We start from the raw sequence: 21,662 nt of genomic DNA, 5'->3' as shown, positions 1-21,662 counted from the left end.
CGGTCCACCGCGTCCTGAGTCGAGTAATACACGAGGTGGGTGCTCCATGTCCGAGGAGAGAGCCAGGCGTAGGGGAGGCACCTGATGGGCCTCAAAGCACGCCGGCTTGCCGTGTTCGGTTTGGGCGCGCTCTTCCTCCTCTACCTCCTGGGAACGTTGATTCCGGCGGGGGAGAACACACTGGCGGCAACCCTGGGCGAGTGGCCCGGGGCCGTGGTCGCCGGCGCCGCGGGGGCGTCCCTGCTGCTGGCCTCCAAGCGGTGGGCTCGGACCGGGGCCGACCGGGAGGCGCACGTCGACGGGGCGGACGGCCCGGCCGCGCTGCGATTCCTCGGATTCGCGGCCCTGAGCTGGTGCGCGGGCGCGTTGACCCACGCCATCACCCGGACGTTCAGCGCGGGTTCGGTCTTCTCCCTCACCCTCGGGGACCTGTTCGCCTTGGCGGCGCTGCCGCTCTTCGTGATCGGGTTCACAAAATTCGCGCCTTGGCCCGGTGGGCTGCGCACGGCCATCCGGCACATCACCGACAGTTACGTGTGCGCCGCCGCGGTGTTCTCCGTGGTGTGGCTCCTGCTGTTCTCCCCGCTGTACGAGGAGCTGGGCGAGGGCGCGGGGCTGCTCGGGTTCGCGTTGGTGTACCCGGTGGCCGACATCGTGGTGTTGTGCCTGCTCATACCGCTGGTGTTCATGTCGCCGCACAGCACTCGGCGCGCGGTACTGGTCGCGACGGGCGCGCTCATCGCCATCGCCGCCTCCGACATGATCGGCGCGGTCACCCGTCTCACCGGTCCGCCGGTGGCCGGGGGGATCGATCAGCCGGTGCGGTTCCTCGGCTTCGCCCTACTCGGCGCGCTTCCGTGGCTGGTGGAGCATCGGCCCGGCGCCGATCCGCGTCGGATCACCGGACGCGGGCTGTACCGGTTCGCCCCCGAATTCGCCGCCCTGGGCGCGGTCCTGGTCGCCACCGCCGCGCTCACCGTGGGATCGCTGCGCCTGTCCGATGTGGCGGCGGTACTGCCGATCGCCGCGGGCACCGCCGTGGTCGTGCTGGTGGTCCGCGTGCTGGGGATGCTGGAGGAGAACGCCACCCTCAGCCGGATGGTCCGCAACCGCGAGGGCCACTTCAACGAACTGGCCCGCAACAGCGGCGACGTCATCCTGGTGCTGGACCGCGACGGCGGGGTGTTCTACGTCAGTCCGGGGACGGCCGAGGCGTTCGGCTACCGGCTGGACGACGTGCTCGCCGCGCCCGTGACCACACTCATCCACCCCGAGGACCTGTCGCGCACCAACGCCGTCTTCGACCTGTTCGGTCAACGCAGCGGACAGGGGGTGCACCTGCGACTGCGGGTGCGGGCCGCCGACGGGACCTGGCGGCACACCGAGTCCACGGTCTCCCTGTACGAACAGCCGGGTGAACCCGACCGGCTGCTGGTGACCACCCGCGACATCAGCGCCCAGGTGGCCCTACAGGACCAGGTGGAGCACCTGACCTTCCACGACGGGGTGACGGGTCTGCCCAACCGGTCCTACCTGGAGGAGCGGGCCAACGACGTGCTGGCGCACCGGGCCATCAACGACGAGCACACCGGCGACCTCGCGGTGATCTTCCTGGACCTGGACGGGTTCACCGCGGTCAACGACTCGGCCGGACACGTACGGGGCGACCACATGTTGGGGCAGGCCGCGCGCCGACTGCGCGGCGAGTTGGGCTCCAACGCCACCCTGGCGCGCTGGGGCGGCGACGAGTTCGCGGTACTGGTCGAGGACGTGCCCAAGGCCCAACGCGTGGTGGACCTGGCCGAACGTCTGGGTCGGGTGATCGCCTCCGAGCCCTTCCAGGTGGCCGACCGCGACATCCTGCTGACCGCGAGCATCGGTGTGGCCTTCGCCGAACCCTCCACCGACAGCGGTGAGCTGCTGCGCAACGCCGACGTGGCGATGACCCGTGCCAAGGAGCGCGGCGCCGGCAACGTCGAGGTGTACGCGGCCCACATGCACGACATGGTCGTGTCCCGGCTGGAGTTGCAGATCCGGTTGCGTCGGGCGCTCAGCGGCGGCGAGTTCTTCCTGGAGTACCAGCCGGTCGTGGACCTGGGGACGTCCCAGGTCACCGCGGTGGAGGCGTTGGTGCGCTGGGACCGTGACGGCGAGACCATCGGCCCGGACGCGTTCATCGGCGCGGCCGAGGAGTCGGGGCTGATCGTGCCGTTGGGGGAGTGGATCCTGCGGGAGGCCTGCGAGAAGGTCGCCGTGTGGCGGGTCTCGGACTGGGACATCGGCCTGTCGGTGAACCTCTCGGTCAAGCAGGTGCTCTCACCCCGCTTCGTGCGCACCGTCGAGGGCGTGCTCACCGAGACGGGACTGCCGGCGGAGGTGCTGACCCTGGAGGTGGACGAGGAGGTCCTTCTCGACGACCAGGGCGACGCGGTGGCACGCCTCGGCGAGCTCCGCGCCCTGGGCGTGCGGCTGGCCATCGACGACTACGGCATGGGCTACGCGTCCCTGGCGCACCTGCGCGAGCTGAGCGTGGACGCCATCAAGATCGACCCGTCGTTCATCGCCGACCTGGGCCGGGACGACACGGTCACGCTGCTCACGCACACGATCGTCCAGCTCGGCCGTGACCTGGGCGTCCAGGTGGTCGCCGAGGGCATCGAACGCCCCGAGCAGCTGGAGCAGTTGCGGGTGATGGGCTGCGACCACGGTCAGGGCTTCCTGGTGGCCCGCCCCATGCCCGCGAGCGGCGTGGAGTCCCTCGTCGGCGGCGAAGCCGGCGTCAACCTGTAGCCCTGATCGAAGCATCCCCAACCCGGACATAGCGCCGTTCACCTGCGCAGATGCGCGGATGCCCGCTACTTTTCCGACATGCCCTCTCATCAGCACGAGTTCCCACTCGACCTGATCCGCAACGATCCCGCGTCGGTGGTCGAACTCCTCAAGGAGATCACCGGAAAACCGTTGCCGGAGTACACCCGTGTCCGATGCGACTCCGCCGAGGCCACGAGCACGGCGCTGACCCACCTGACCTCGGATTCGGTGGTGGTCTGCGAACGGCCGCCCTACCCTCACGAGAAGACGGACGACCCGGTTCCGGTTCTGGGGATCATCGTCGAACCGCAGAACCGGCCGGACGCCCGCAAGTACTACCGATGGCCCGCCTACGTGGCCAACACCCGGCTACGCCTGGAATGCCCGGTGGTTCTGCTCGCACTCACGCCCACATCGTCTTTGGCGCGGCGGTTCACCGAACCGATCGAACTGGGGTGCGGCGAGGTCCGTCCCTTGGCGTTGGCACTGGACACCCTCACCCCCGTCACCGATCCAGAGGCGGCCGCGGCCCGACCGGTGTTGACCATTCTGGCCTTGGCCAACAACCCGACCGAGGACGAGGCGGCGTTGAACGCGCTGGTAGCGGCGTTGAACAGCCTCGATGACTCGTCCAGTTCGCTGTACTCTGACTATGTGCTCGCGGCCCTCTCTGTCGCGGCTCCCGCAGTATTGGAGAAGCTCATCATGCTGAAGGACTACGAGTTCAAGACCGAACTGATCGGGCGCCCCTTCCGGGAAGGGAAGGAGAAGGGCCGCATCGAGGGACGTGTCGAGGCGCTGCTCGGATTCCTTGAGGCTCGCGAGATCGAGGTGTCCGAAGCGGCTCGGGAACGGATCACCGGTACGACCGACATCGCCGTTCTGGACGTGATGTTGCGTAAGGCGGCACATGTCGAGCGGGTCGAGGACCTCTTCGAGGAGTAGTCCGGGATGGGCCGTGGAGTGCGGCTATGGGTGGTTTCCCTCGGCCCCGCTGCGTGTTCTCCGTTACATGCGGTCGGGGCCTTGCTCATGTCCATGCAGGTCAGGGCGGTTTCATTGGTGGACGTCTCGCCGGATGCTGAAATCAACGTCTCGCATGGTGAGACAATATTTGGAACCGGTTGACGCGCGTGGGCTCTTTCGGCCAATGTTGTGAGCGTGCAGAACAACCTCCTGATTCTCGTACTTGGTCGGCGCGCAGCCCACTGAGTTTCTTCTGCTGCGCGCCACCCCTCGACCGCCACCAGGGCGGTGGGGGTTTTTTTATTGCCGCACCAGGCCACGAGTCCGGAAACCACCACCTCCAGAGCCCCACCGCCGCTCTGGGACATCGCTGAAGGATCTTGAGATGACCGAGCAGATGACCGGCGCCCAATCGCTGATCAGGTCGCTGGAGCACGTCGGCGTTGACACTGTCTTCGGGATTCCCGGCGGCGCCATCCTCCCCGCGTACGATCCCCTCTACGACTCCGCCAAGGTGCGCCACGTCCTGATGCGCCACGAGCAGGGGGCCGGGCACGCGGCCGAGGGCTACGCCTACGCCACGGGACGCCCCGGAGTCTGTATGGCCACCAGCGGGCCCGGTGCCACCAACCTCGTCACGCCGCTCGCCGACGCCCACATGGACTCGGTCCCGATGGTCGCCATCACCGGGCAGGTCGCCGCCCCGATGATCGGTACCGACGCCTTCCAGGAAGCCGACATCTGCGGCATCACGATGCCGATCACCAAGCACAACTTCCTGGTCAAGGACGTGCGCGACATCCCGCGCACCATCGCCGAGGCCTTCCACATCGCCTCCAGCGGTCGCCCCGGTCCCGTCCTGGTCGACATCGCCAAGGACGCCCTCCAGGCCTCCGCCGAGTTCGTCTGGCCCGAGCGTCTGGACCTGCCCGGCTACCGTCCGGTCACCAAACCGCACGGCAAGCAGGTCCGTGAGGCCGCCCGGATGATCGCCGATGCCAAGCGCCCCGTCCTGTACGTGGGCGGCGGTGTCCTGCGCGCCAAGGCCGCCGCCGAACTGCGGGTCCTGACCGAACTCACCGGCGTTCCCGTGGTCACCACCCTGATGGCCCGTGGCGTCTTCCCCGAGTCCCACCCGCAGTACGTGGGCATGCCGGGCATGCACGGCGACGTCGCCGCCGTCGGCGCCCTGCAACAGGCCGACCTCATCGTCGCCCTCGGCGCACGCTTCGACGACCGCGTCACCGGCCGGCTGGACAGCTTCGCGCCCGATGCCAAGATCGTCCACGCCGACATCGACCCCGCCGAGATCTCCAAGAACCGGCACGCGGACGTTCCCATCGTCGGCGACGCCCGCGAGGTCCTCGCCGACCTGGTCGTGGCCGTGCGCGCCGACCAGGAGAAGGACCGCCAGGGCGACTACGAGGCCTGGTGGCGCCGGCTGAACCAGCTGCGCTCCACCTATCCCAAGGGCTTCGACGTCCCCGACGACGACTCCCTGTCGCCGCAGGCCGTCATCCAGCGCCTGGGTCAGGTCGTGGGCCCCGAGGCCACCTACGTGGCCGGCGTCGGTCAGCACCAGATGTGGGCCGCGCAGTTCATCGAGTACGAGCGTCCCGGCGCCTTCGTCAACTCCGGTGGTCTGGGCACCATGGGCTTCTCCGTCCCGGCGGCCCTGGGCGCCAAGGCCGGCGACCCCGACCGCGTGGTCTGGGCGGTCGACGGCGACGGCTGCTTCCAGATGACCAACCAGGAACTCGCCACCTGTGCCGTCGAGGGCATCCCGATCAAGGTCGCGATCGTCAACAACGGCAACCTCGGCATGGTCCGCCAGTGGCAGACCCTGTTCTACGAGGGCCGTTACTCCAACACCAACCTGCAGACCTCACCGCGGGACGAGAAGGTCCGCATCCCGGACTTCGTCCGCCTGTCCGAGGCCTACGGTTGTGTCGGACTGCGTTGCGAGCGTCCCGAGGACATCGACGCGACCATCGAGAAGGCGATGTCCATCAACGACGTCCCCGTGGTCGTCGACTTCACCGTCAACCACGACGCCATGGTCTGGCCGATGGTCGGCCCCGGTGTCAGCAACGACAACATCCAGTACGCGCGGGACATGGCGCCGAACTGGGAACACCAGGACTAGGAGAAGGCCGAACAAGCATGAGCAGTCACACGCTTTCCGTTCTGGTGGAGGACACCCCGGGCATCCTCGCCCGAGCCTCCGCACTCTTCTCCCGTCGTGGGTTCAACATCGACTCACTCAGTGTCAGCACCACTGAGTACCCCGGTCTGTCCAGGATGACGATCGCGGTCAACTGCGACCTCCACCCTTTGGAGCAGGTGACCAAACAGCTCAACAAGCTGATCAACGTCGTCAAGATCGTGGAGATGGACGCCACCGCGTCGGTGCAGCGCGAGCTGCTCTTGGTCAAGGTCAAGGCCGACGCGTCCAGCCGCACCCATGTGCTTCAGACGGCCGAGCTCTTCCGCGCGCACATCGTGGACGTCAGCCCGGACGTCGTCGTCATCGAGGCCACCGGTGACCCCGAGAAGCTCGATGCCCTGGTGAAGAATCTGGAACCCTTCGGAATCAGGGAACTGGTCAAGTCAGGGCTGGTCGCCCTGGGCCGGGGCCCGCGTTCCATCACGGACCGCTCGCTACGAGCGATCGAACGCAGCGCCTGAGCCCTCAAGAACGCAGAAACAAGGAGTAACCCCAAGTGGCAGCACAGATGTACTACGACGACACCGCGGACCTCACGCTCATTCAGAGCAAGAAGGTCGCCGTGATCGGTTTCGGTAGCCAGGGTCACGCGCACGCGCTGTCGCTGCGGGACTCGGGCGTGGACGTCCGGATCGGTCTGGCCGAGGGCTCCAAGAGCCGCGCCAAGGTCGAGGAGGAGGGCCTGCGGGTCCTCACCCCCGCGGAGGCCACCCGTGAGGCCGACGTCATCATGATCCTGGTCCCCGACCACATCCAGCGCGACCTCTACGCCAACGAGATCGCCCCCAACCTGGAGGCCGGCAACGCGATCTTCTTCGCGCACGGCTTCAGCATCCGCTACGGCCTCATCGAGGCCCCCGAGGGTGTCGACGTCGCCATGGTCGCCCCCAAGGGCCCCGGCCACCTGGTCCGTCGCCAGTACGAGGCCGGGCGCGGCGTGCCCTGCCTGGTCGCGGTCGAGAGGGACGCCAGCGGACAGGCCTGGGACCTGGCCCTGTCCTGGGCCAAGGGCATCGGCGGCACCAGGGCCGGCGCCATCAAGACCACCTTCACCGAGGAGACCGAGACCGACCTGTTCGGTGAGCAGACGGTGCTGTGCGGTGGCACGGAGGAGCTGGTCAAGGCCGGTTTCGCCACCCTGGTGGAGGCGGGCTACCAGCCGGAGATCGCCTACTTCGAGTGCCTGCACGAGCTGAAGCTGATCGTCGACCTCCTGTACGAGGGCGGCATCTCCAAGATGAACTGGTCGATCTCGGACAACGCCGAGTACGGCGGCTACACCCGTGGTCCGCGTCTGATCACCGAGCAGACCCGCGAGGAGATGCGCAAGATCCTCGGCGAGATCCAGGACGGCAGCTACGCCAAGGAGCTCATGGACGAGTTCGACAACGGCCAGCCGACCTTCAGCAAGCGTCGTGAGGCCGAGCAGAACGAGCAGATCGAGAAGGTGGGCGCCGAACTGCGTCCGCTGATGAGCTGGCTCAAGGCCTGAAGCTCGCGGGATTCGTGAGTGAGGGGGGAAGGTGAGACATCTTTCCCCCCTTTTTCTGCCCCTCGCCCAGTGGGCTTCCCTACCCCACAGGTAGACTTTGGTCCGGCCGTCACACCCGATTCGGGCAGCGCCTCCATCTGCGCGATCGGGTCGCACCACCCGAAAAGGAACCGTTGTGCCCAAACCCGTCGTACTCGTCGCGGAAAAGCTCTCGCCCGCCGGAATCGCGCTGCTCGAAGAGGACTTCGAAGTACGCCATGTGGACGGGGCGGACCGGTCCCAGCTGCTTCCCGCCCTGACCGGCGTCGACGCCCTGATCGTGCGCAGCGCGACCCAGGTGGACGCCGAAGCCGTCGGTGCGGCCGACCGCCTCCAGGTCGTGGCCCGTGCGGGTGTGGGGCTGGACAACGTCGACGTGGACGCCGCCACCAAGGCCGGCGTGCTCGTCGTCAACGCCCCCACCTCCAACATCATCAGCGCCGCCGAGCAGGCCATCAACCTGCTGCTGGCCAGCGCCCGCAACACCGCCCCCGCGCACAACGCCCTCATCAACGGTGAGTGGAAGCGCTCCAAGTACACGGGTGTGGAGCTGTACGAGAAGGTCATCGGCGTGGTCGGCCTCGGCCGCATCGGTGCGCTGGTCGCCCAGCGTCTGCTCGCGTTCGGCACCAAGGTCATCGCCTACGACCCGTTCGTGCAGCCGGCCCGCGCCGCACAGATCGGCGTGGAGATGACCACGCTCGACGACCTCCTGGCGCGTGCCGACTTCATCACCATCCACCTGCCCAAGAACAAGGACACCCTGGGTCTCATCGGCGACGATGCGCTGTCCAAGGTCAAGCCCTCGGTGCGGGTCATCAACGCCGCTCGCGGCGGCATCCTCGACGAGGACGCCCTGTACCGGGCCATCAAGGAGGGGCGCGTGGCCGGCGCGGGCATCGACGTGTTCGCCAAGGAGCCGACCACCGACAGTCCGCTGTTCGAGTTCGAGAACGTCGTGGTGGCCCCGCACCTGGGCGCCAGCACCTCCGAGGCGCAGGAGAAGGCCGGCACCCAGGTCGCCCGTTCGGTGAAGCTGGCCCTGTCCGGCGAGTTCGTGCCCGACGCGGTGAACGTGCAGGGCACCGGCGTGGCCGAGGAGATCAAGCCGGGGCTGCCGCTCACCGAGAAGCTGGGCCGGGTGTTCACGTCGTTGGCCGGCGCGCTCGCCGCCCGCATCGACGTCGAGGTGCGGGGCGAGATCGCCCAGCACGACGTGAAGGTGCTGGAGCTGGCCGCGCTCAAGGGTGTGTTCACCGACGTGGTCGAGGACACCGTGACCTTCGTGAACGCGCCGCTGCTGGCCAAGGAGCGTGGGGTCGAGGTCAACCTCGTCACCAGCGACGACAGCAGCGACTGGCGCAACCTGATCTCGGTGCGCGGAGTGCTGGCGGACGGCACCCGGGTGTCGGTGTCCGGTACGCTCACCGGCCCCCGCCAGACCGAGAAGCTGGTGGAGATCAACAACTACACGATGGAGATCAGCCTCGACGAGCACATGGTGTTCCTCTCCTACGAGGACCGCCCGGGCATCATCGGCAAGGTGGGCGCGCTGATCGGCGACTCCGACGTCAACATCGCCGGCATGCAGGTCATCCGGGACAAGGAGGGCGGCAAGGCGCTGATCGCGCTGACCGTCGACTCCGCGGTGCCGGACGAGATCCTCGCCTCGATCGGCACGGGGATCGAGGCGGACATCGTCCGTCAGATCGACCTGGAGAACTAGCGGGTCGGGTTCTTCTCCCAGGGGCCGTGTCACCGACGGGTGGCGCGGCCCCTTTGCGCGTAGACCGCTTGTGAGGGAGTGACCTGGGACACTAAGGTGCACGGGTCCAGTTGTCCCCGAGTGGATACCGAGGGTGACCGTGTTCGAGTACGACCGGAGCGCGGTGCCCGAGGATCCGGACCTCTTCGGGGCCGGGACGGAGGCTGATCCGGGCCCTCGCATACGCACCTACCGGCCGCGTGTGCGACTCCTCCACATCCTCCAGGTCGGGGGGCTGGGCGGTGCCTTGAGCTCGCTCCTCTTCGCCGCTGTCATATGGGGCAACTCCGAATTCGGTTTCGGGATGGTGCTCCTCTACGTCGCCCCAGTGGTGGTGCCCCTCTGCGCCGCTCTGCCCGCAATGCTGTACATGCACGCTTCCAAGGAAGCGGAGTCGGTGGAGGCGTACTACGGTCGGGTTCGGTTGGACCTGCACGAACACGGGGTGCGGATCAGGCCGGAAATGGGCGACCCCGTGGTGTGCGTGCCCGCGTCACTGGCCTGGCCGGAGGGAGAGGACCCGGCCGACCCGCTGACCCCGGTCCACCTGGTCTGGCCGCTCCGGCCGGAGGACTCCCTACTGGGGGATGTGCCCCTGACCTACTTCGGCTCCTCGGAAACCCTGCGCCGTGCTCTGTTCCTGGGCGACGCCACCCGGGCTCCGACGCTGCGTCGATCAGCGGCCGTCGTGGGATACGTGGCGCTGCTGGGGGTGTTGTACGTGTCGCTGATGATGCCGGAACCTCCGCCGGGGGTGCCCCAGAACGAAGCGGACATCGCGTGGTTCTGTGCCGAGCAGGAGAGGACCTTCGTCGACGCTCCGCGCTACGAGGGGGAGGGGCCGCACGGTCTGGCCTACGAGGTCCTGCGGGGCATGGAGACGGAGGAGCAGGGGGAGCCGGGGCTGGAGCCGTATCTGAGGGAACGCGGCCTCCCCACGGACATGGCGAACGCGTCGCTGATCGCCTGCGGAAGCGCGGAGTACGAGGACGAGGTCTTCGACACGTGCGTCCGTTCGGAGACCGGGCCGGACGGCCCGGTCCCCAAGGGGGATCACCTCACCACCGAGTTCCACGCGATGCGGTACACGTTCGAGCTCTACGAAGCGGCGACGCACCGGCACGTGGCGACGGTGTCGGCCACCGGTGATCCGGTGGGCGGGAACTGTGAGGGTTCGCGGCGCTTCAGTGGGAAGAGCGGGGACGAGACCCGTTCCGAGGCCGCCTATCAGGACCTGGAACCGTTGATGGAGGAGCTGACCCCCTACATGGAAGGTTCGCCTGACCAGGACTGATGCAATATGCGTCTCACATGGTGAGAAGTTCTGGTCATATAGTTGGACATCCGATAGTCTGAAGTCCTAGGAGTCAGTGGTGTAGGCACACTGCCCAGCGCCACGATCCACGCCGAACCCGCCCCCACCGGGGCCCGTTCCGGCGAATCCGGTAGGCGATCCCGCCGGGGCGAACTCCTTGTCCCCCACATGTCTCGTGGACACCGTCGCCCACGCCGTTCCGCGGTGATGGCCCCGTCGCACTCGGGTGTCGTCACACAACGCATCCGGAGGATCACATGTACGACATGATCGAGTACCCGTCCACGCCCGACACCGACGACGAGATCGCTCGCGCCCTCCAGGACGCGATCAACCGTCGCGCCTGAACGAATTCGCGGGTGGGGGACTGTGCCGGTCGTTCGGGCCGGTACAGTTGTCTCACCTACTGTTCATCTGATCTCGTCATGTGAGAAGCACGGGCGCGGTCACGTCTGAGTTAGAGGCAGTCCGTATGGCAGCGCGCACCGTGAAACTGGCCGTCATCCCCGGTGACGGAATCGGCCCCGAGGTCGTCGCCGAAGGCCTCAAGGTGCTGGGGGTCGTGGCCGCCCAGCACGACCTGGCCATCGAGACCACCGAGTACGAGCTCGGCGCCCGGCTCTGGCACCGCACCGGTGAGACGCTGCCCGACGCCGTCGCCGACGAACTGCGCGGGCACGACGCCATCTACCTGGGTGCGGTCGGCGACCCCTCCGTCCCCAGCGGCGTCTTGGAGCGCGGCCTGCTGCTGCGGCTGCGCTTCGACTTCGACCACTACGTGAACCTGCGCCCCGTCCGGCTCTACCCCGGCGTGGACAGCCCCCTGGCGGGCGTGTCCCCCGAGGACATCGACATGCTGGTCGTGCGCGAGGGCACCGAGGGCCCCTACGCGGGCGCCGGCGGCGTGCTGCGCAAGGGCACCCCGCACGAGATCGCCACCCAGGACAGCGTCAACACCCGCTTCGGGGTCGAGCGCGTCGTCCGGTACGCCTTCGACAAGGCCGCCGAGCGCCCCCGCAAGAAGCTGACCCTGGTGCACAAGGACAACGTCCTGACCTTCGCCGGTGAGCTGTGGCAGCGCACCGTCAAGGAGGTCGGCGCCGAGTACCCGCAGGTGTCCGTGGACTACTGCCACGTCGACGCCGCGTCGATGTTCTTCGTCAACCAGCCGGGCCGCTTCGACGTGGTCGTCACCGACAACCTGTTCGGCGACATCATCACCGACATCGGCGCCGCCATCACCGGCGGCATCGGTCTGTCGGCCAGCGGTAACATCAACCCCGGCAACACCTTCCCCAGCATGTTCGAGCCGGTCCACGGCTCGGCGCCCGACATCGCGGGCCAAGGCAAGGCCGACCCGACCGCCACCGTGCTGTCGGCCGCCACCATGCTGGACCACCTGGGGGTTCCCGAGGCCGCTCGCCGCATCGAGCAGGCGGTCTCCCAGGACCTGAAGACCCGCGCCCAGAACGACGCGGTCCGGTCCACCTCCCAGATCGGCGACGACCTCGCCGCGCGAGTAGCCGAGCAGGGCTGAGGCGACCGCTTTCGGCCCTGCCTCGAACAGCGGGCGCGGCCGTAGCGGGATATTCAGCCACTTCACGACCCACGACGGGCGCGTCCGGAACATCCGGCGCGCCCGTCGCCCGTTCGGTCGTCCAAGGCCGGCTCTGGCACCGGGTGCGCTCTTCCGACACACTGGATTCCAGGTCGGCGGCGCTGCCGACCCGATGCACCCGAGAGGACCACCGACAACATGAACAACAACACCACCACCACTGGGTTGACGTTCGACATCCAGCTCTCCGACCGGCGGAAGACCCCGCAGGAGCGTGAGGCATTGCTGGAGAACCCCGGGTTCGGTCAGGTGTTCACCGACCACATGGTGAGCATCCGCTACACCGAGGGTGAGGGCTGGCACGACGCCAAGCTCGAACCGTACGGGCCTCTGTCCCTGGACCCGGCCACGGCCGCGCTCCACTACGGGCAGGAGATCTTCGAGGGGCTCAAGGCCTACCGTCACCCCGACGGTTCGCTGGCCTCCTTCCGACCCGAGGCCAACGCCGCTCGTTTCAACCGGAGCGCCGCGCGCATGGCCATGCCGGCGCTGCCCGAGGAACTCTTCCTCAAATCCATCGAGCTGCTCCTGGAACACGATGGCGACTGGGTTCCGAACAAGGAGTACTTCAGCCTCTACCTTCGCCCGTTCATGATCGCCACGGACGTCGGCCTGGGCGTGAACAACCCGTCCCGCAGCTACGTCTTCCTGATCATCGCCTCGCCGGTGGGCTCCTACTTCTCCGGTGGCGTCAAGCCGGTGACGGTCTGGCTGTCCAAGGACTTCACCCGCGCCGCCCCGGGCGGCACCGGCGCCGCCAAGGTCGCCGGCAACTACGCCGCGAGCTTCCTGGCCCAGTCGCAGGCGGTGGAGAAGGGCTGCGACCAGGTCGTGTGGCTGGACGCCCGCGAGCACCGTTGGGTCGAGGAGATGGGCGGTATGAACCTGTGGTTCGTGTTCGGCGAGGGCGAGAACGCGCGCCTGCGCACCCCCTCGCTCACCGGCACCCTGCTGCCCGGCATCACCCGCGAGTCGCTGCTCAAGCTGGCCCCGGATCTGGGCATCCCCGCCGAGGAGAAGCCGCTGTCCATCGAGGAGTGGAAGACCGCCGCCGAGTCCGGTGAGCTGACCGAGGTGTTCGCCTGCGGCACCGCCGCGGTCGTCACCCCGGTCGGTCACGTCAAGAGCGACGACGGTGAGTTCACCATCGGCGACGGCGCCCCGGGCCCGATCACCATGCGCCTGCGCGAGGAACTCGTCGGCCTGCAGACGGGTCTGCGCACCGACAAGTACGGCTGGATCACCAAGTTCTAGTCGGGTGAGGGCCGCCAGGGGCGTCCCGGGCGTCCCGGGCGGCCCGGGCGGGGAGATCCTCAACACACCGCAGGGCCGCCCGCCGATGGAGCCCCTCATCACCCGGGAGGAGCTTGACGCCATGACCCAAGAGGCCGAGTCCGCCGTGGTTCCGCAGACCCCGGACCCCGTGAACCCTTAAGTCCAAGATGTCCGTAGTGGGAAATTCCCGTCTTGCGGACTGAGACAAACCGGCCCCGAAGTGCGACTCTTCGGGGTCGGTATGGCACACTGGCCCCATGCCGTCCCAGGTCGTGATTATTCAGGGGCGCGCTGGCTGACGACTTCCCGCGATGACGCAGGGAAGAGAATCCGGACCCTGCCAGCGCGCTGACCTCTCGTGTCCACGAGGGGTCTTTTTTGTTGGCCGGGGCCGCCGTGCACATCCACCTTCGGGAGTTCCACTGATGAGGGACGACAGTTTCCACGTCTTCGACACCACGCTGCGCGACGGAGCCCAGCGCGAGGGGATCAACCTTCGGGTCTCCGACAAGCTGGCCATCGCCAAGCAGCTGGACGACTTCGGGGTGGCGTTCATCGAGGGCGGTTGGCCCGGCTCCAACCCCAAGGACACCGAGTTCTTCCAGCGGGCTTCACAAGAGCTCCAGCTGGAACACGCGCGACTCACCGCGTTCGGCGCGACCCGCCGTGCCGGTGTGAAGGCCGCCGACGACCCACAGGTGGCCGCACTGCGCGACAGCGGCGCGTCGGTCGTCACCCTTGTCGCCAAGAGTGACGACCGCCACGTCGAACGTGCCCTGCGCACGACCCTCGACGAGAACCTCGCCATGGTCTCCGACACCGTCTCGCACCTGCGCGAACACGGCCAGCGTGTGTTCGTGGACTGCGAGCACTTCTTCGACGGCTACCACCACAACCCCGAGTACGCCCTGTCCGTGGTGCGCTCCGCCGCGGATGCGGGCGCCGACGTGGTGGTCCTGTGCGACACCAACGGCGGCATGCTGCCCGGCGACATCCGCCGCGTGGTCACCGAGGTGCTGGAGGCCACCGGTGCGCGTCTGGGCATCCACGCCCAGGACGACACCGGCTGCGCGGTCGCCAACACCCTGGCCGCCGTCGACGCCGGAGCCACCCACGTGCAGTGCACCGCCAACGGCTATGGCGAGCGGGTGGGCAACGCCAACCTGTTCTCCGTGGTGGGCGCGCTCACCCTCAAGTACGGCCGTGAGGTGCTGCCCGAGGGCTGCCTCGGCGAGATGACCCGGGTGGCCACCGCGATCGCCGAGATCGTCAATCTGGCCCCCGACACCCACCAGCCCTACGTGGGGGTGTCGGCGTTCGCGCACAAGGCGGGGCTGCACGCCTCGGCGATCAAGGTCGACCCCGACCTGTACCAGCACACCGACCCCGAGCTGGTCGGCAACCGGATGCGCATGCTCGTCTCCGACATGGCCGGGCGCGCTTCGGTGGAGCTCAAGGCCCAGGAGCTGGGTCTGGACCTGTCCGGTGACCGCGGCCTGTCCGGCCGGGTCGTGGAACGGGTCAAGGGCCTGGAACTGTCCGGGTACAGCTTCGAGGCGGCCGACGCCTCCCTGGAGCTGTTGATGCGCGAGGAGCTGGGCGAGCCCGTCCGCTACTTCGAGACCGAGTCCTGGCGGGTGATCACCGAACGCCGTCCGGCGGCCGGGTCCAGCCCGCTGTCCAGCGACTACGTGAGCCTCACCGAGGCCACCGTGAAGCTGAAGGTCAAGGGTGAGCGCGTGATCGCCACCGCGGAGGGCAACGGCCCGGTGAACGCCCTGGACCGGGCGCTGCGCGGTTCGATGGAGAACGCCTACACCGCGTTGGCGGGCCTGGAGCTGACCGACTACAAGGTCCGCATCCTGGAGGGCGCTTCGGGCACCGACGCGATCACCCGGATCCTCATCACCTTCGGCGACGGCTCGGGGGAGTGGACGACGGTGGGCGTGGGCCCCAACGTCGTGGACGCCTCCTGGGTGGCGTTGGAGCAGGCCCTCACCTACGGGCTGCTGCGCCAGGGCTACCCGCGGGATGAGGTCGTGTCCTCCTAGCCCCTCCGCTCGGTTTCGACGATCGGGTGGGTGACGGAATCGTCACGTTCTCCGTCACCCACCCGATCCGATTCGACTTCCCGCGCAGGTCATCGCCTTGAAACTTACTTACAGGTAATAAAGACCTGTCCGGCGGGTCATAGCCACCGTGACCTGGGCCACTCGATACTGCGAACTTTCAGCAAGTTCGCGATGGACGAGTGGTGATAGATGTCGAACAAAACCGTGGTGCGCCCCTCCGTTGGCACGCTGTTCGTCTTCCCGCGAAGCACAGGTCATCCCTCACCTGAAGACTTCGAGACGTGTCCTCACCCACGATTCGCACACGGGGTGGAGGTAACGGCGTGACCACCGGTTCGGGGACCGACCGACCGGTCGTGTCACCGCCATCCCCCAAGTCCCCCAGAAAACGAGCCCGAGCCGGAAGAGACGCCCTGATGGCCTGGGGCTTCCTCGGCCCCTCCGTGGTGATCTTCGCGCTCTTCCTCGTCTACCCGTTGGGTCGAACCGTCTACCTGTCGTTGCACGGCAACGACATCATCGGTAGACCCAACCGGTTCGTCGGCCTGAGCCACTTCACCGAGATGGCCTCCCCCGAGTACGTCCAGGTGCTGATCACCACCGTGGTCTTCAGCGTCGGGGTGGTCGTGCCCGGGGTGGTCGGCGCGCTGGTCATCGTCCTCCTCCTGGAGGGCGTGATCCGTGGACAGAAGTTCCTGCGCGGAGCCTTCGCGGTGCCGTTCGCCTTCTCCGTGGCCAGCGCCTCGGTGATCTTCGCGGTCTTCTACAGCCCGGGCAACAGCGTGCTCAACGGCATCCTGTACCGCATGGGCCTGGACCAGGTGCCCTGGCTGACCTCCCAGGAGATGGCCCTGTGGTCCATCGTCATCACCACCGTGTGGATGAACCTGGGCTACGGGGTGCTGGTGCTGGCCGCCGGCATCGGCTCCATCCCCAAGGAGGTCAACGAGGCAGCCCGCATCGACGGCGCCACCGGGCCGCGCCTGGCCTGGGACGTCACCATCCCGATGCTCGGCCCACAGCTCTTCTTCCTGATCGTCATCTCCACGATCAACGCGTTGCAGAGCTTCGGCCAGATCCACATCCTCACCAGCGGAGGGCCGGTCGGCTCCACCACCACCCTCGTCTACTCCATCTTCCAGGACGCCTTCGCCTACGGCACCAGCGACTTCGGTCGGGCCAGCGCCCAGGCGCTCGTCCTGCTGCTGGTGGTCCTGGTGTGCACCGCGCTCCAGTTCGGTGTCATCGAGCGGAAGGTGCACTACTCATGACGACCGTCGAACGTGACACCGCGCCCGTCCGTACCGCGTCGGGCCGCACCAGGCACCGGCACACACCCGGGCACATCGCGGGCCGCGTCCTGCTGTACCTGATGTTGGCCGTCTTCCTGATCCCGGTGATGTTCCCCGTCTACTACGTGTTCGCGGGGGCGCTCATGGGATCGCAGGAGCTGTCGGCCTTCCCGCCGCGGCTGCTGCCCTCCGGCATCCACCTGGAGAACATCCAGGGCGCCCTGGACGCGGTGCCGCTACTGCGCATGTACGGCAACTCGCTGGTCATGGCGGGCATCATCACGGTGAGCCAGCTGTTCACCTCCGCCCTGGCCGCGTACGCGTTCGTGTTCCTGCGCTTCCGCGGCAACGCGATCGTCTTCGCGCTGTTCCTCTCCACGCTGATGGTGCCGGCCGAGGCGACGTTCATCCCCAACTACCTCACCATCACCGGTTGGGGGATGGGCGACACCTACGCCGGTCTCGTCATGCCGTTCCTGGCCTACGCCTTCGGCACGTTCCTGCTGCGGCAGAGCTTCAAACAGTTCCCCCGCGAGCTGTACGACGCCGCGCGCATCGACGGCATGGGCCACCTCCGGTTCCTGTGGACCATCCTGATGCCGCTGAGCAAACCGGCCCTGACCGCCGTCGGCATGTACGTGTTCATCACCAGCTGGAACATGTACTTCTGGCCGCTGATCATCACCCGCAGCACCGAGATGCAGACCCTGCAGATCGGCCTCAACAGCCTCAAGGTGGGGGAGTACTCCAACCCCGGACTCCTCCTGGCCGGCGCCGCGCTGTCGGTCCTCCCCACACTCGCCCTCGTGATCTTCGGACAGCGCTTCATCGTCCGGGGACTCACCGCGGGCGCGGTCAAGTAGGGCGCGAAACACCTAGTGGAGACGAGAGAGATGACAACCTTCCCCCGAGGGCGCGGCATCAAGGCCGCCGCCCTGCTCGCGAGCCTGGGCCTGCTGCTCAGCGCTTGTTCCGGAGACGGTGGCGGCGGTGGCTCCGACCTCACCGCACCCGGCCCGGACGTACTGGACGGACTCGACGAGGCGGTCCAGGTCGAGTTCTGGCACAGCATGGACGCCACCAACGGTCAGGTCCTCGACGAGCTCATCGAGGGCTTCAACGCCGAGAACGAGGGCCGGGTCGAGGTCACCGGTTCCTTCCAGGGCGACTACGACACCGCGCTGGCCGGTCACCGCGCCGCCATCCAGCAGGGCGAGACCGCCGAACTCATCATGATCTACGACCTGGGCACCCAGTTCATGATCGACTCGGGGCAGACCGTGCCCGCCCAGTCCTTCCTCGACGAGGACGACTACGACACCTCCACGGTCGAGGAGGCCCTCCTCAACTACTTCACCGTCGAGGGCGAACTGCGGTCCTTCCCCTTCAACAACTCCACCCCGCTGATGTACGTCAACCGGGACGCGTTCGAGGAGGCGGGCCTGGACCCGGACTCCCCGCCCACCGACCTCGAAGAGATCCGTGCGGCGGCCGAGGAACTCACCGTCACCGACGACGACGGCACCGTCGTCCAGTACGGGTTCGGCGCGGCGGTGTACGGGTGGTTCATCGAACAGTTCATGGCGCGCGCCGCCGTGCCCTACTGCGACGGCGCCAACGGCCGCGACGGCCGCGCCACCGAGGTGCTCTTCGACGATCCCAAGGTCATCGAGCTCGTCGAGTGGTGGGACCAGATGATCGAGGACGACCTCGCCGTCCAGATCGGCCGCAACACCGATGACGGCCAGGCCGCCTTCACCTCCGGTCGCGCCGCCATGACCCTGGAGTCCACCGGTTCCCTGGGCGGCTTCATCGAGCAGTCCGACTTCGAGGTCGGCGCCGGTTACTTCCCGCTGGTCGGCCCGGACGACCCGGGCGGTTCGATCATCGGCGGCGCCTCCCTGTGGGTCAACGGGGAGGGCCACTCCCCGGAGGAGGTCCGCGGGTCCTGGGAGTTCGTGCGGTACCTGCTGACCCCCGAGGCGCAGTCGGTCTGGCACGCGGGCACCGGTTACCTGGCGGTCAACACCGAGGGATACGACGGCCCCGAGGCCCAGGAACGCGCCGAGGAGTCCCCGCAGTTCTCCGTGGCCGCGAGCCAGCTCGCCGACTCCGAGATCAACGAGAACACCGCCGGCTGCATGATGGGCGTGATGTCCGAGGCCCGCGTGGCCGCCGAGGAGGGCTGGGAAGCCGCTCTGACCAGTGACGCGACCGCCGAGGAGGCCATGTCCGAGGCCGCTCGGGGTGTGAGCGGCACCATCGACGAGTACAACGAGTCCGTGGAGGACTGACCATCGGCCGGGTCCGCCCGGTGAGAGGCGCGGGGCCGCGGCAGGACGCCGCGGCCCCGCCCGCGTTCCGGGGCCGGGCCGGCACGGGGTCAGGCCAGCACGATGTCGTCGCCGTCCACCCGGACCTCCAGCTCCTCCAGGGGCGCGTCCGCCGGGCCCTCCACGGGGGCGCCGTCCTCGATGGAGAAACGGCTGCCGTGACAGGGGCAGTGGATCTCCCCGCCGGAGACCTCGTCCACGTCGCATCCCTGATGGGTGCAGACGGTGGAGAAGGCCCGGAAGACACCCTCCTCCGGCTGGGTGACGACCACCTCGTGTTCGCTGATGATCGTGCCCTCGCCGACCGGTACCTCGCCGGTGGTGATGAGGGGCGTGTCGGTGGCCTGCTCGCCGCCGGAACCGGCGTCGTCGCCTTCGTCACCACCACAGGCTGTGACCATTCCCGCCAGGGCGCCGCCCCCGGCGGCCCCGAACACGGATCGCCTGGACACCTCGGGGTGGACGGTATCGGTGGTGGACCCACGACGGTCGCACATGATGGTCTCGCTCTCTCGACGTCGAACAGCCCCCTGAGAGGGGCCGGGACCATCGAACACGGTCGAGACGCTCCGTGTCAGCGAAACCACGCGAGGTGATCGAAAGGTCGTGCGGCGTCAGTCGGCTTCGGGGTCGACCCAGCCGTTGGCCTCACAACCCTGAAGGCCAAGGGTCTGCTGCTGCATCACCGGGGCCACCTCGCCCTCGCCGGGGCAGTCGACGTGCCCGTGGCCCAGGGTGTGGCCGACCTCGTGGTTGATCACGTAGACGCGGTAGGTCTCCAGGTCGTCCTCGAAGTCCTCCACGCCCGCGACCCAGCGGTTCTGGTTGATGATGGCGCGGTTGCCGTTGGCGCAGGAGACGAACCCGTTGGTGTTCAGCGGCGCGCACATGCTGTCCACCGTGTCGGGCGCGGCCAGCAGCACCCGGATGTCGGCGTCGTCGCCGTCCACGCGTTGCAGGGAGCGATCGCCCTCCTCGCCCCAGCTGCGGGGGTCGCCCAGGATCAGCTCGACGGCCTCGACGAAGTCCGAGTCATCGCCGGGCAGACCCTTCTCGACCTCCACGGCGAAGGTGGTGAGCGGGCCCTCGCCCAATACCTCGCTCTCGCCCTTCATGACCCGGATGTCGCCGTCCGCGGTGTCGACCTCGTCCTCGACCGAGCGCAGCAGCACCGGGGTCTCCTCCTCATCGGGGGAGGACTCGGGGTCGGGTGAGGCGTCGGATTCGGCGCCGGTATCCGCATCCTCGGTCTCGGAGGGTGACGCGGCGGGGTGTCGGCGGCTGCCTTCCGGGTCACCGTCACCGACGGGTCCCTCGGCGGCGGTCTCCGCGGTGGTGTCGAGTTCGTCTCCGGGCTCGGGGACGCTCAGCATCAACACCGCGGAGGCGCCGGAGACCAGGCACAGGCCGAGCGCCAGCCCCATGGGGCTCTTACGCCGGCGGTGCCGGGCACGGGTGCCACGTGAACCCATGGTCCCTCCACCTCTCGACGGTCGTCGGACCCCAGCATGCCAGAGTTCCGGCCTGGCAAGGGTGAGGCCTTGCGGACACGATCGATCCTCCGGCGCGGTTACGCTTCACTCGGACAGTGAGTCGAAGTGGGCTGCTTGGAGGATTCAGGTGCGTATCGCACGTTTCGCGTCCGGCGACGAGGTCGGTTTCGGTCTGGTCGAGACGGACACGGACAGTGGAGAGGACTTCATCGCCCGATTGAGCGGCCACCCGCTGCTGGGGGACATCAAGCTCACCGGTGAGCGCGCAAAGCTCTCCGACGTACGTCTGCTGTCACCCGTGCTGCCGACCAAGGTCGTGTGCATCGGCAAGAACTACGCCGAGCACGTCGAGGAGATGAAGGACGTCACGGGGGAGACCACCGACGAGCCGGTGGTGTTCCTCAAGCCGTCCACGGCCGTCACCGGCCCGCAGGACCCGATCTTCCACCCCGCGGTGTCCGAACGGGTGGACTTCGAGGGCGAGATGGCCATCGTCATCTCCCGCCCCTGCCGCGAGGTGCCGCGCGAGCGGGCCAAGGACGTCATCTTCGGTTACACGGTCGCCAACGACGTGACCGCACGGGACCTGCAGAAGAAGGACAAGCAGTGGACGCGGGCCAAGGGGTTCGACTCCTTCTGCCCGATCGGCCCGTGGATCACCACCGGGCTGAGCGTCGAGGAGGCCCAGGATCTGCGGGTCACCACCACGGTGGACGGTGAGACGCGCCAGGACGGACGTACATCACAGTTCATCCATGACATTCCGGGCATCATCTCCTATGTCAGCTCGTTCATGACCCTGCTCCCGGGCGACGTGATCCTGACCGGCACACCCGCCGGTGTGGGTCCCGTCCAGGTCGGCCAGGAAGTGGCCGTCACCGTGGAGGGTCTGGGCACCATCAGCAACCGGGTGGTCGATCGGGACTGACTCCGAGCGAACCGTGCGCGGGCGGGGCGCCCGCGC

Annotated in this window: 16 protein-coding genes; 14 read left to right on the top strand and 2 right to left on the bottom strand. The window is 68.0% G+C overall.

All coding sequences use genetic code 11. From position 1 onward, the window contains the following. Positions 1-84: 84 nt before the first annotated feature. From BQ8420_RS04780 to BQ8420_RS04720, 13 genes are all read left to right on the top strand, one after another. Positions 85-2,790: a bifunctional diguanylate cyclase/phosphodiesterase gene (locus BQ8420_RS04780; RefSeq protein WP_087096587.1), complete on the top strand. Its 2,706-nt coding sequence runs from the start codon at positions 85-87 to the stop codon at positions 2,788-2,790. Between the two features lie 78 nt (positions 2,791-2,868). Beyond that, the gene (locus tag BQ8420_RS04775) at positions 2,869-3,756 is read left to right on the top strand and encodes a hypothetical protein (protein ID WP_200815796.1); all 888 of its coding nucleotides are present in this window, start codon (positions 2,869-2,871) and stop codon (positions 3,754-3,756) included. 391 nt (positions 3,757-4,147) lie between these two features. Further along, positions 4,148-5,923, top strand: coding sequence for an acetolactate synthase large subunit (locus BQ8420_RS04770; RefSeq protein WP_255404814.1), 1,776 nt, complete (start codon positions 4,148-4,150; stop codon positions 5,921-5,923). Between the two features lie 17 nt (positions 5,924-5,940). Then, on the top strand, positions 5,941-6,465 hold the full coding sequence (gene ilvN, locus BQ8420_RS04765; protein ID WP_087096585.1) for an acetolactate synthase small subunit: 525 nt from the start codon (positions 5,941-5,943) through the stop codon (positions 6,463-6,465). A gap of 35 nt (positions 6,466-6,500) precedes the next feature. Further along, entirely contained in the window at positions 6,501-7,496 is a 996-nt protein-coding gene (gene ilvC, locus BQ8420_RS04760; protein ID WP_200815795.1) for a ketol-acid reductoisomerase, read from the top strand. A 175-nt stretch (positions 7,497-7,671) separates the two neighbouring features. After that, positions 7,672-9,261, top strand: a complete 1,590-nt coding sequence (serA, locus tag BQ8420_RS04755) for a phosphoglycerate dehydrogenase (protein WP_087096583.1) — start codon at positions 7,672-7,674, stop codon at positions 9,259-9,261. A 133-nt stretch (positions 9,262-9,394) separates the two neighbouring features. Beyond that, positions 9,395-10,594, top strand: coding sequence for a hypothetical protein (locus BQ8420_RS04750; protein ID WP_087096582.1), 1,200 nt, complete (start codon positions 9,395-9,397; stop codon positions 10,592-10,594). A 493-nt stretch (positions 10,595-11,087) separates the two neighbouring features. Next, entirely contained in the window at positions 11,088-12,152 is a 1,065-nt protein-coding gene (locus tag BQ8420_RS04745; protein ID WP_087096581.1) for a 3-isopropylmalate dehydrogenase, read from the top strand. Between the two features lie 219 nt (positions 12,153-12,371). Then, the gene (locus BQ8420_RS04740) at positions 12,372-13,487 is read left to right on the top strand and encodes a branched-chain amino acid aminotransferase (protein WP_087096580.1); all 1,116 of its coding nucleotides are present in this window, start codon (positions 12,372-12,374) and stop codon (positions 13,485-13,487) included. Positions 13,488-13,933: 446 nt separating this feature from the next. Next, positions 13,934-15,559 carry a citramalate synthase gene (gene cimA, locus BQ8420_RS04735; protein WP_087096579.1) on the top strand — a complete coding sequence of 542 codons (1,626 nt, stop codon included), beginning with the start codon at positions 13,934-13,936 and terminating at the stop codon, positions 15,557-15,559. A gap of 344 nt (positions 15,560-15,903) precedes the next feature. Beyond that, positions 15,904-16,851 (top strand): carbohydrate ABC transporter permease, encoded by a 948-nt coding sequence (locus BQ8420_RS04730; RefSeq protein ID WP_087096578.1) that lies wholly within the window; start codon positions 15,904-15,906, stop codon positions 16,849-16,851. Beyond that, a complete protein-coding gene (locus tag BQ8420_RS04725) occupies positions 16,848-17,735 on the top strand; it encodes a carbohydrate ABC transporter permease (protein ID WP_087096577.1) in 888 nt (295 codons plus the stop codon). The genes BQ8420_RS04730 and BQ8420_RS04725 overlap by 4 nt, the downstream gene beginning before the upstream one ends. Before the next feature lie 30 nt (positions 17,736-17,765). Continuing rightward, positions 17,766-19,166 (top strand): ABC transporter substrate-binding protein, encoded by a 1,401-nt coding sequence (locus tag BQ8420_RS04720; protein ID WP_087096576.1) that lies wholly within the window; start codon positions 17,766-17,768, stop codon positions 19,164-19,166. A gap of 89 nt (positions 19,167-19,255) precedes the next feature. On the opposite strand, the gene BQ8420_RS04715 is transcribed toward BQ8420_RS04720, so the two are convergent. Next, positions 19,256-19,657 carry a Rieske (2Fe-2S) protein gene (locus tag BQ8420_RS04715; RefSeq protein WP_369825468.1) on the bottom strand — a complete coding sequence of 134 codons (402 nt, stop codon included), beginning with the start codon at positions 19,655-19,657 and terminating at the stop codon, positions 19,256-19,258. Positions 19,658-19,819: 162 nt separating this feature from the next. After that, positions 19,820-20,629 (bottom strand): DUF3152 domain-containing protein, encoded by an 810-nt coding sequence (locus BQ8420_RS04710; protein WP_087096574.1) that lies wholly within the window; start codon positions 20,627-20,629, stop codon positions 19,820-19,822. A gap of 196 nt (positions 20,630-20,825) precedes the next feature. Between BQ8420_RS04710 and BQ8420_RS04705 the strand changes: the two genes are divergently transcribed. Next, positions 20,826-21,626 carry a fumarylacetoacetate hydrolase family protein gene (locus BQ8420_RS04705; RefSeq protein WP_087096573.1) on the top strand — a complete coding sequence of 267 codons (801 nt, stop codon included), beginning with the start codon at positions 20,826-20,828 and terminating at the stop codon, positions 21,624-21,626. Positions 21,627-21,662 lie beyond the last annotated feature (36 nt).

Origin of the sequence: Nocardiopsis sp. JB363 (assembly GCF_900143625.1) — a bacterium.
GTDB lineage: Bacteria > Actinomycetota > Actinomycetes > Streptosporangiales > Streptosporangiaceae > Nocardiopsis.
Note: the sequence above shows the minus strand (reverse complement) of the source record. Positions and strands in the feature narration are given on the sequence as shown.

Excerpts from the sequence above, each read along its gene's own strand:
- BQ8420_RS04780 (WP_087096587.1), top strand. The coding sequence starts at position 85 with ATGGGCCTCAAAGCACGCCGGCTTGCCGTGTTCGGTTTGGGCGCGCTC.
- BQ8420_RS04775 (WP_200815796.1), top strand. The coding sequence starts at position 2,869 with ATGCCCTCTCATCAGCACGAGTTCCCACTCGACCTGATCCGCAACGAT.
- ilvN (WP_087096585.1), top strand. The coding sequence starts at position 5,941 with ATGAGCAGTCACACGCTTTCCGTTCTGGTGGAGGACACCCCGGGCATC.
- BQ8420_RS04745 (WP_087096581.1), top strand. The coding sequence starts at position 11,088 with ATGGCAGCGCGCACCGTGAAACTGGCCGTCATCCCCGGTGACGGAATC.
- BQ8420_RS04740 (WP_087096580.1), top strand. The coding sequence starts at position 12,372 with ATGAACAACAACACCACCACCACTGGGTTGACGTTCGACATCCAGCTC.
- cimA (WP_087096579.1), top strand. The coding sequence starts at position 13,934 with ATGAGGGACGACAGTTTCCACGTCTTCGACACCACGCTGCGCGACGGA.
- BQ8420_RS04725 (WP_087096577.1), top strand. The coding sequence starts at position 16,848 with ATGACGACCGTCGAACGTGACACCGCGCCCGTCCGTACCGCGTCGGGC.
- BQ8420_RS04720 (WP_087096576.1), top strand. The coding sequence starts at position 17,766 with ATGACAACCTTCCCCCGAGGGCGCGGCATCAAGGCCGCCGCCCTGCTC.
- BQ8420_RS04710 (WP_087096574.1), bottom strand. The coding sequence starts at position 20,629 with ATGGGGCTGGCGCTCGGCCTGTGCCTGGTCTCCGGCGCCTCCGCGGTG.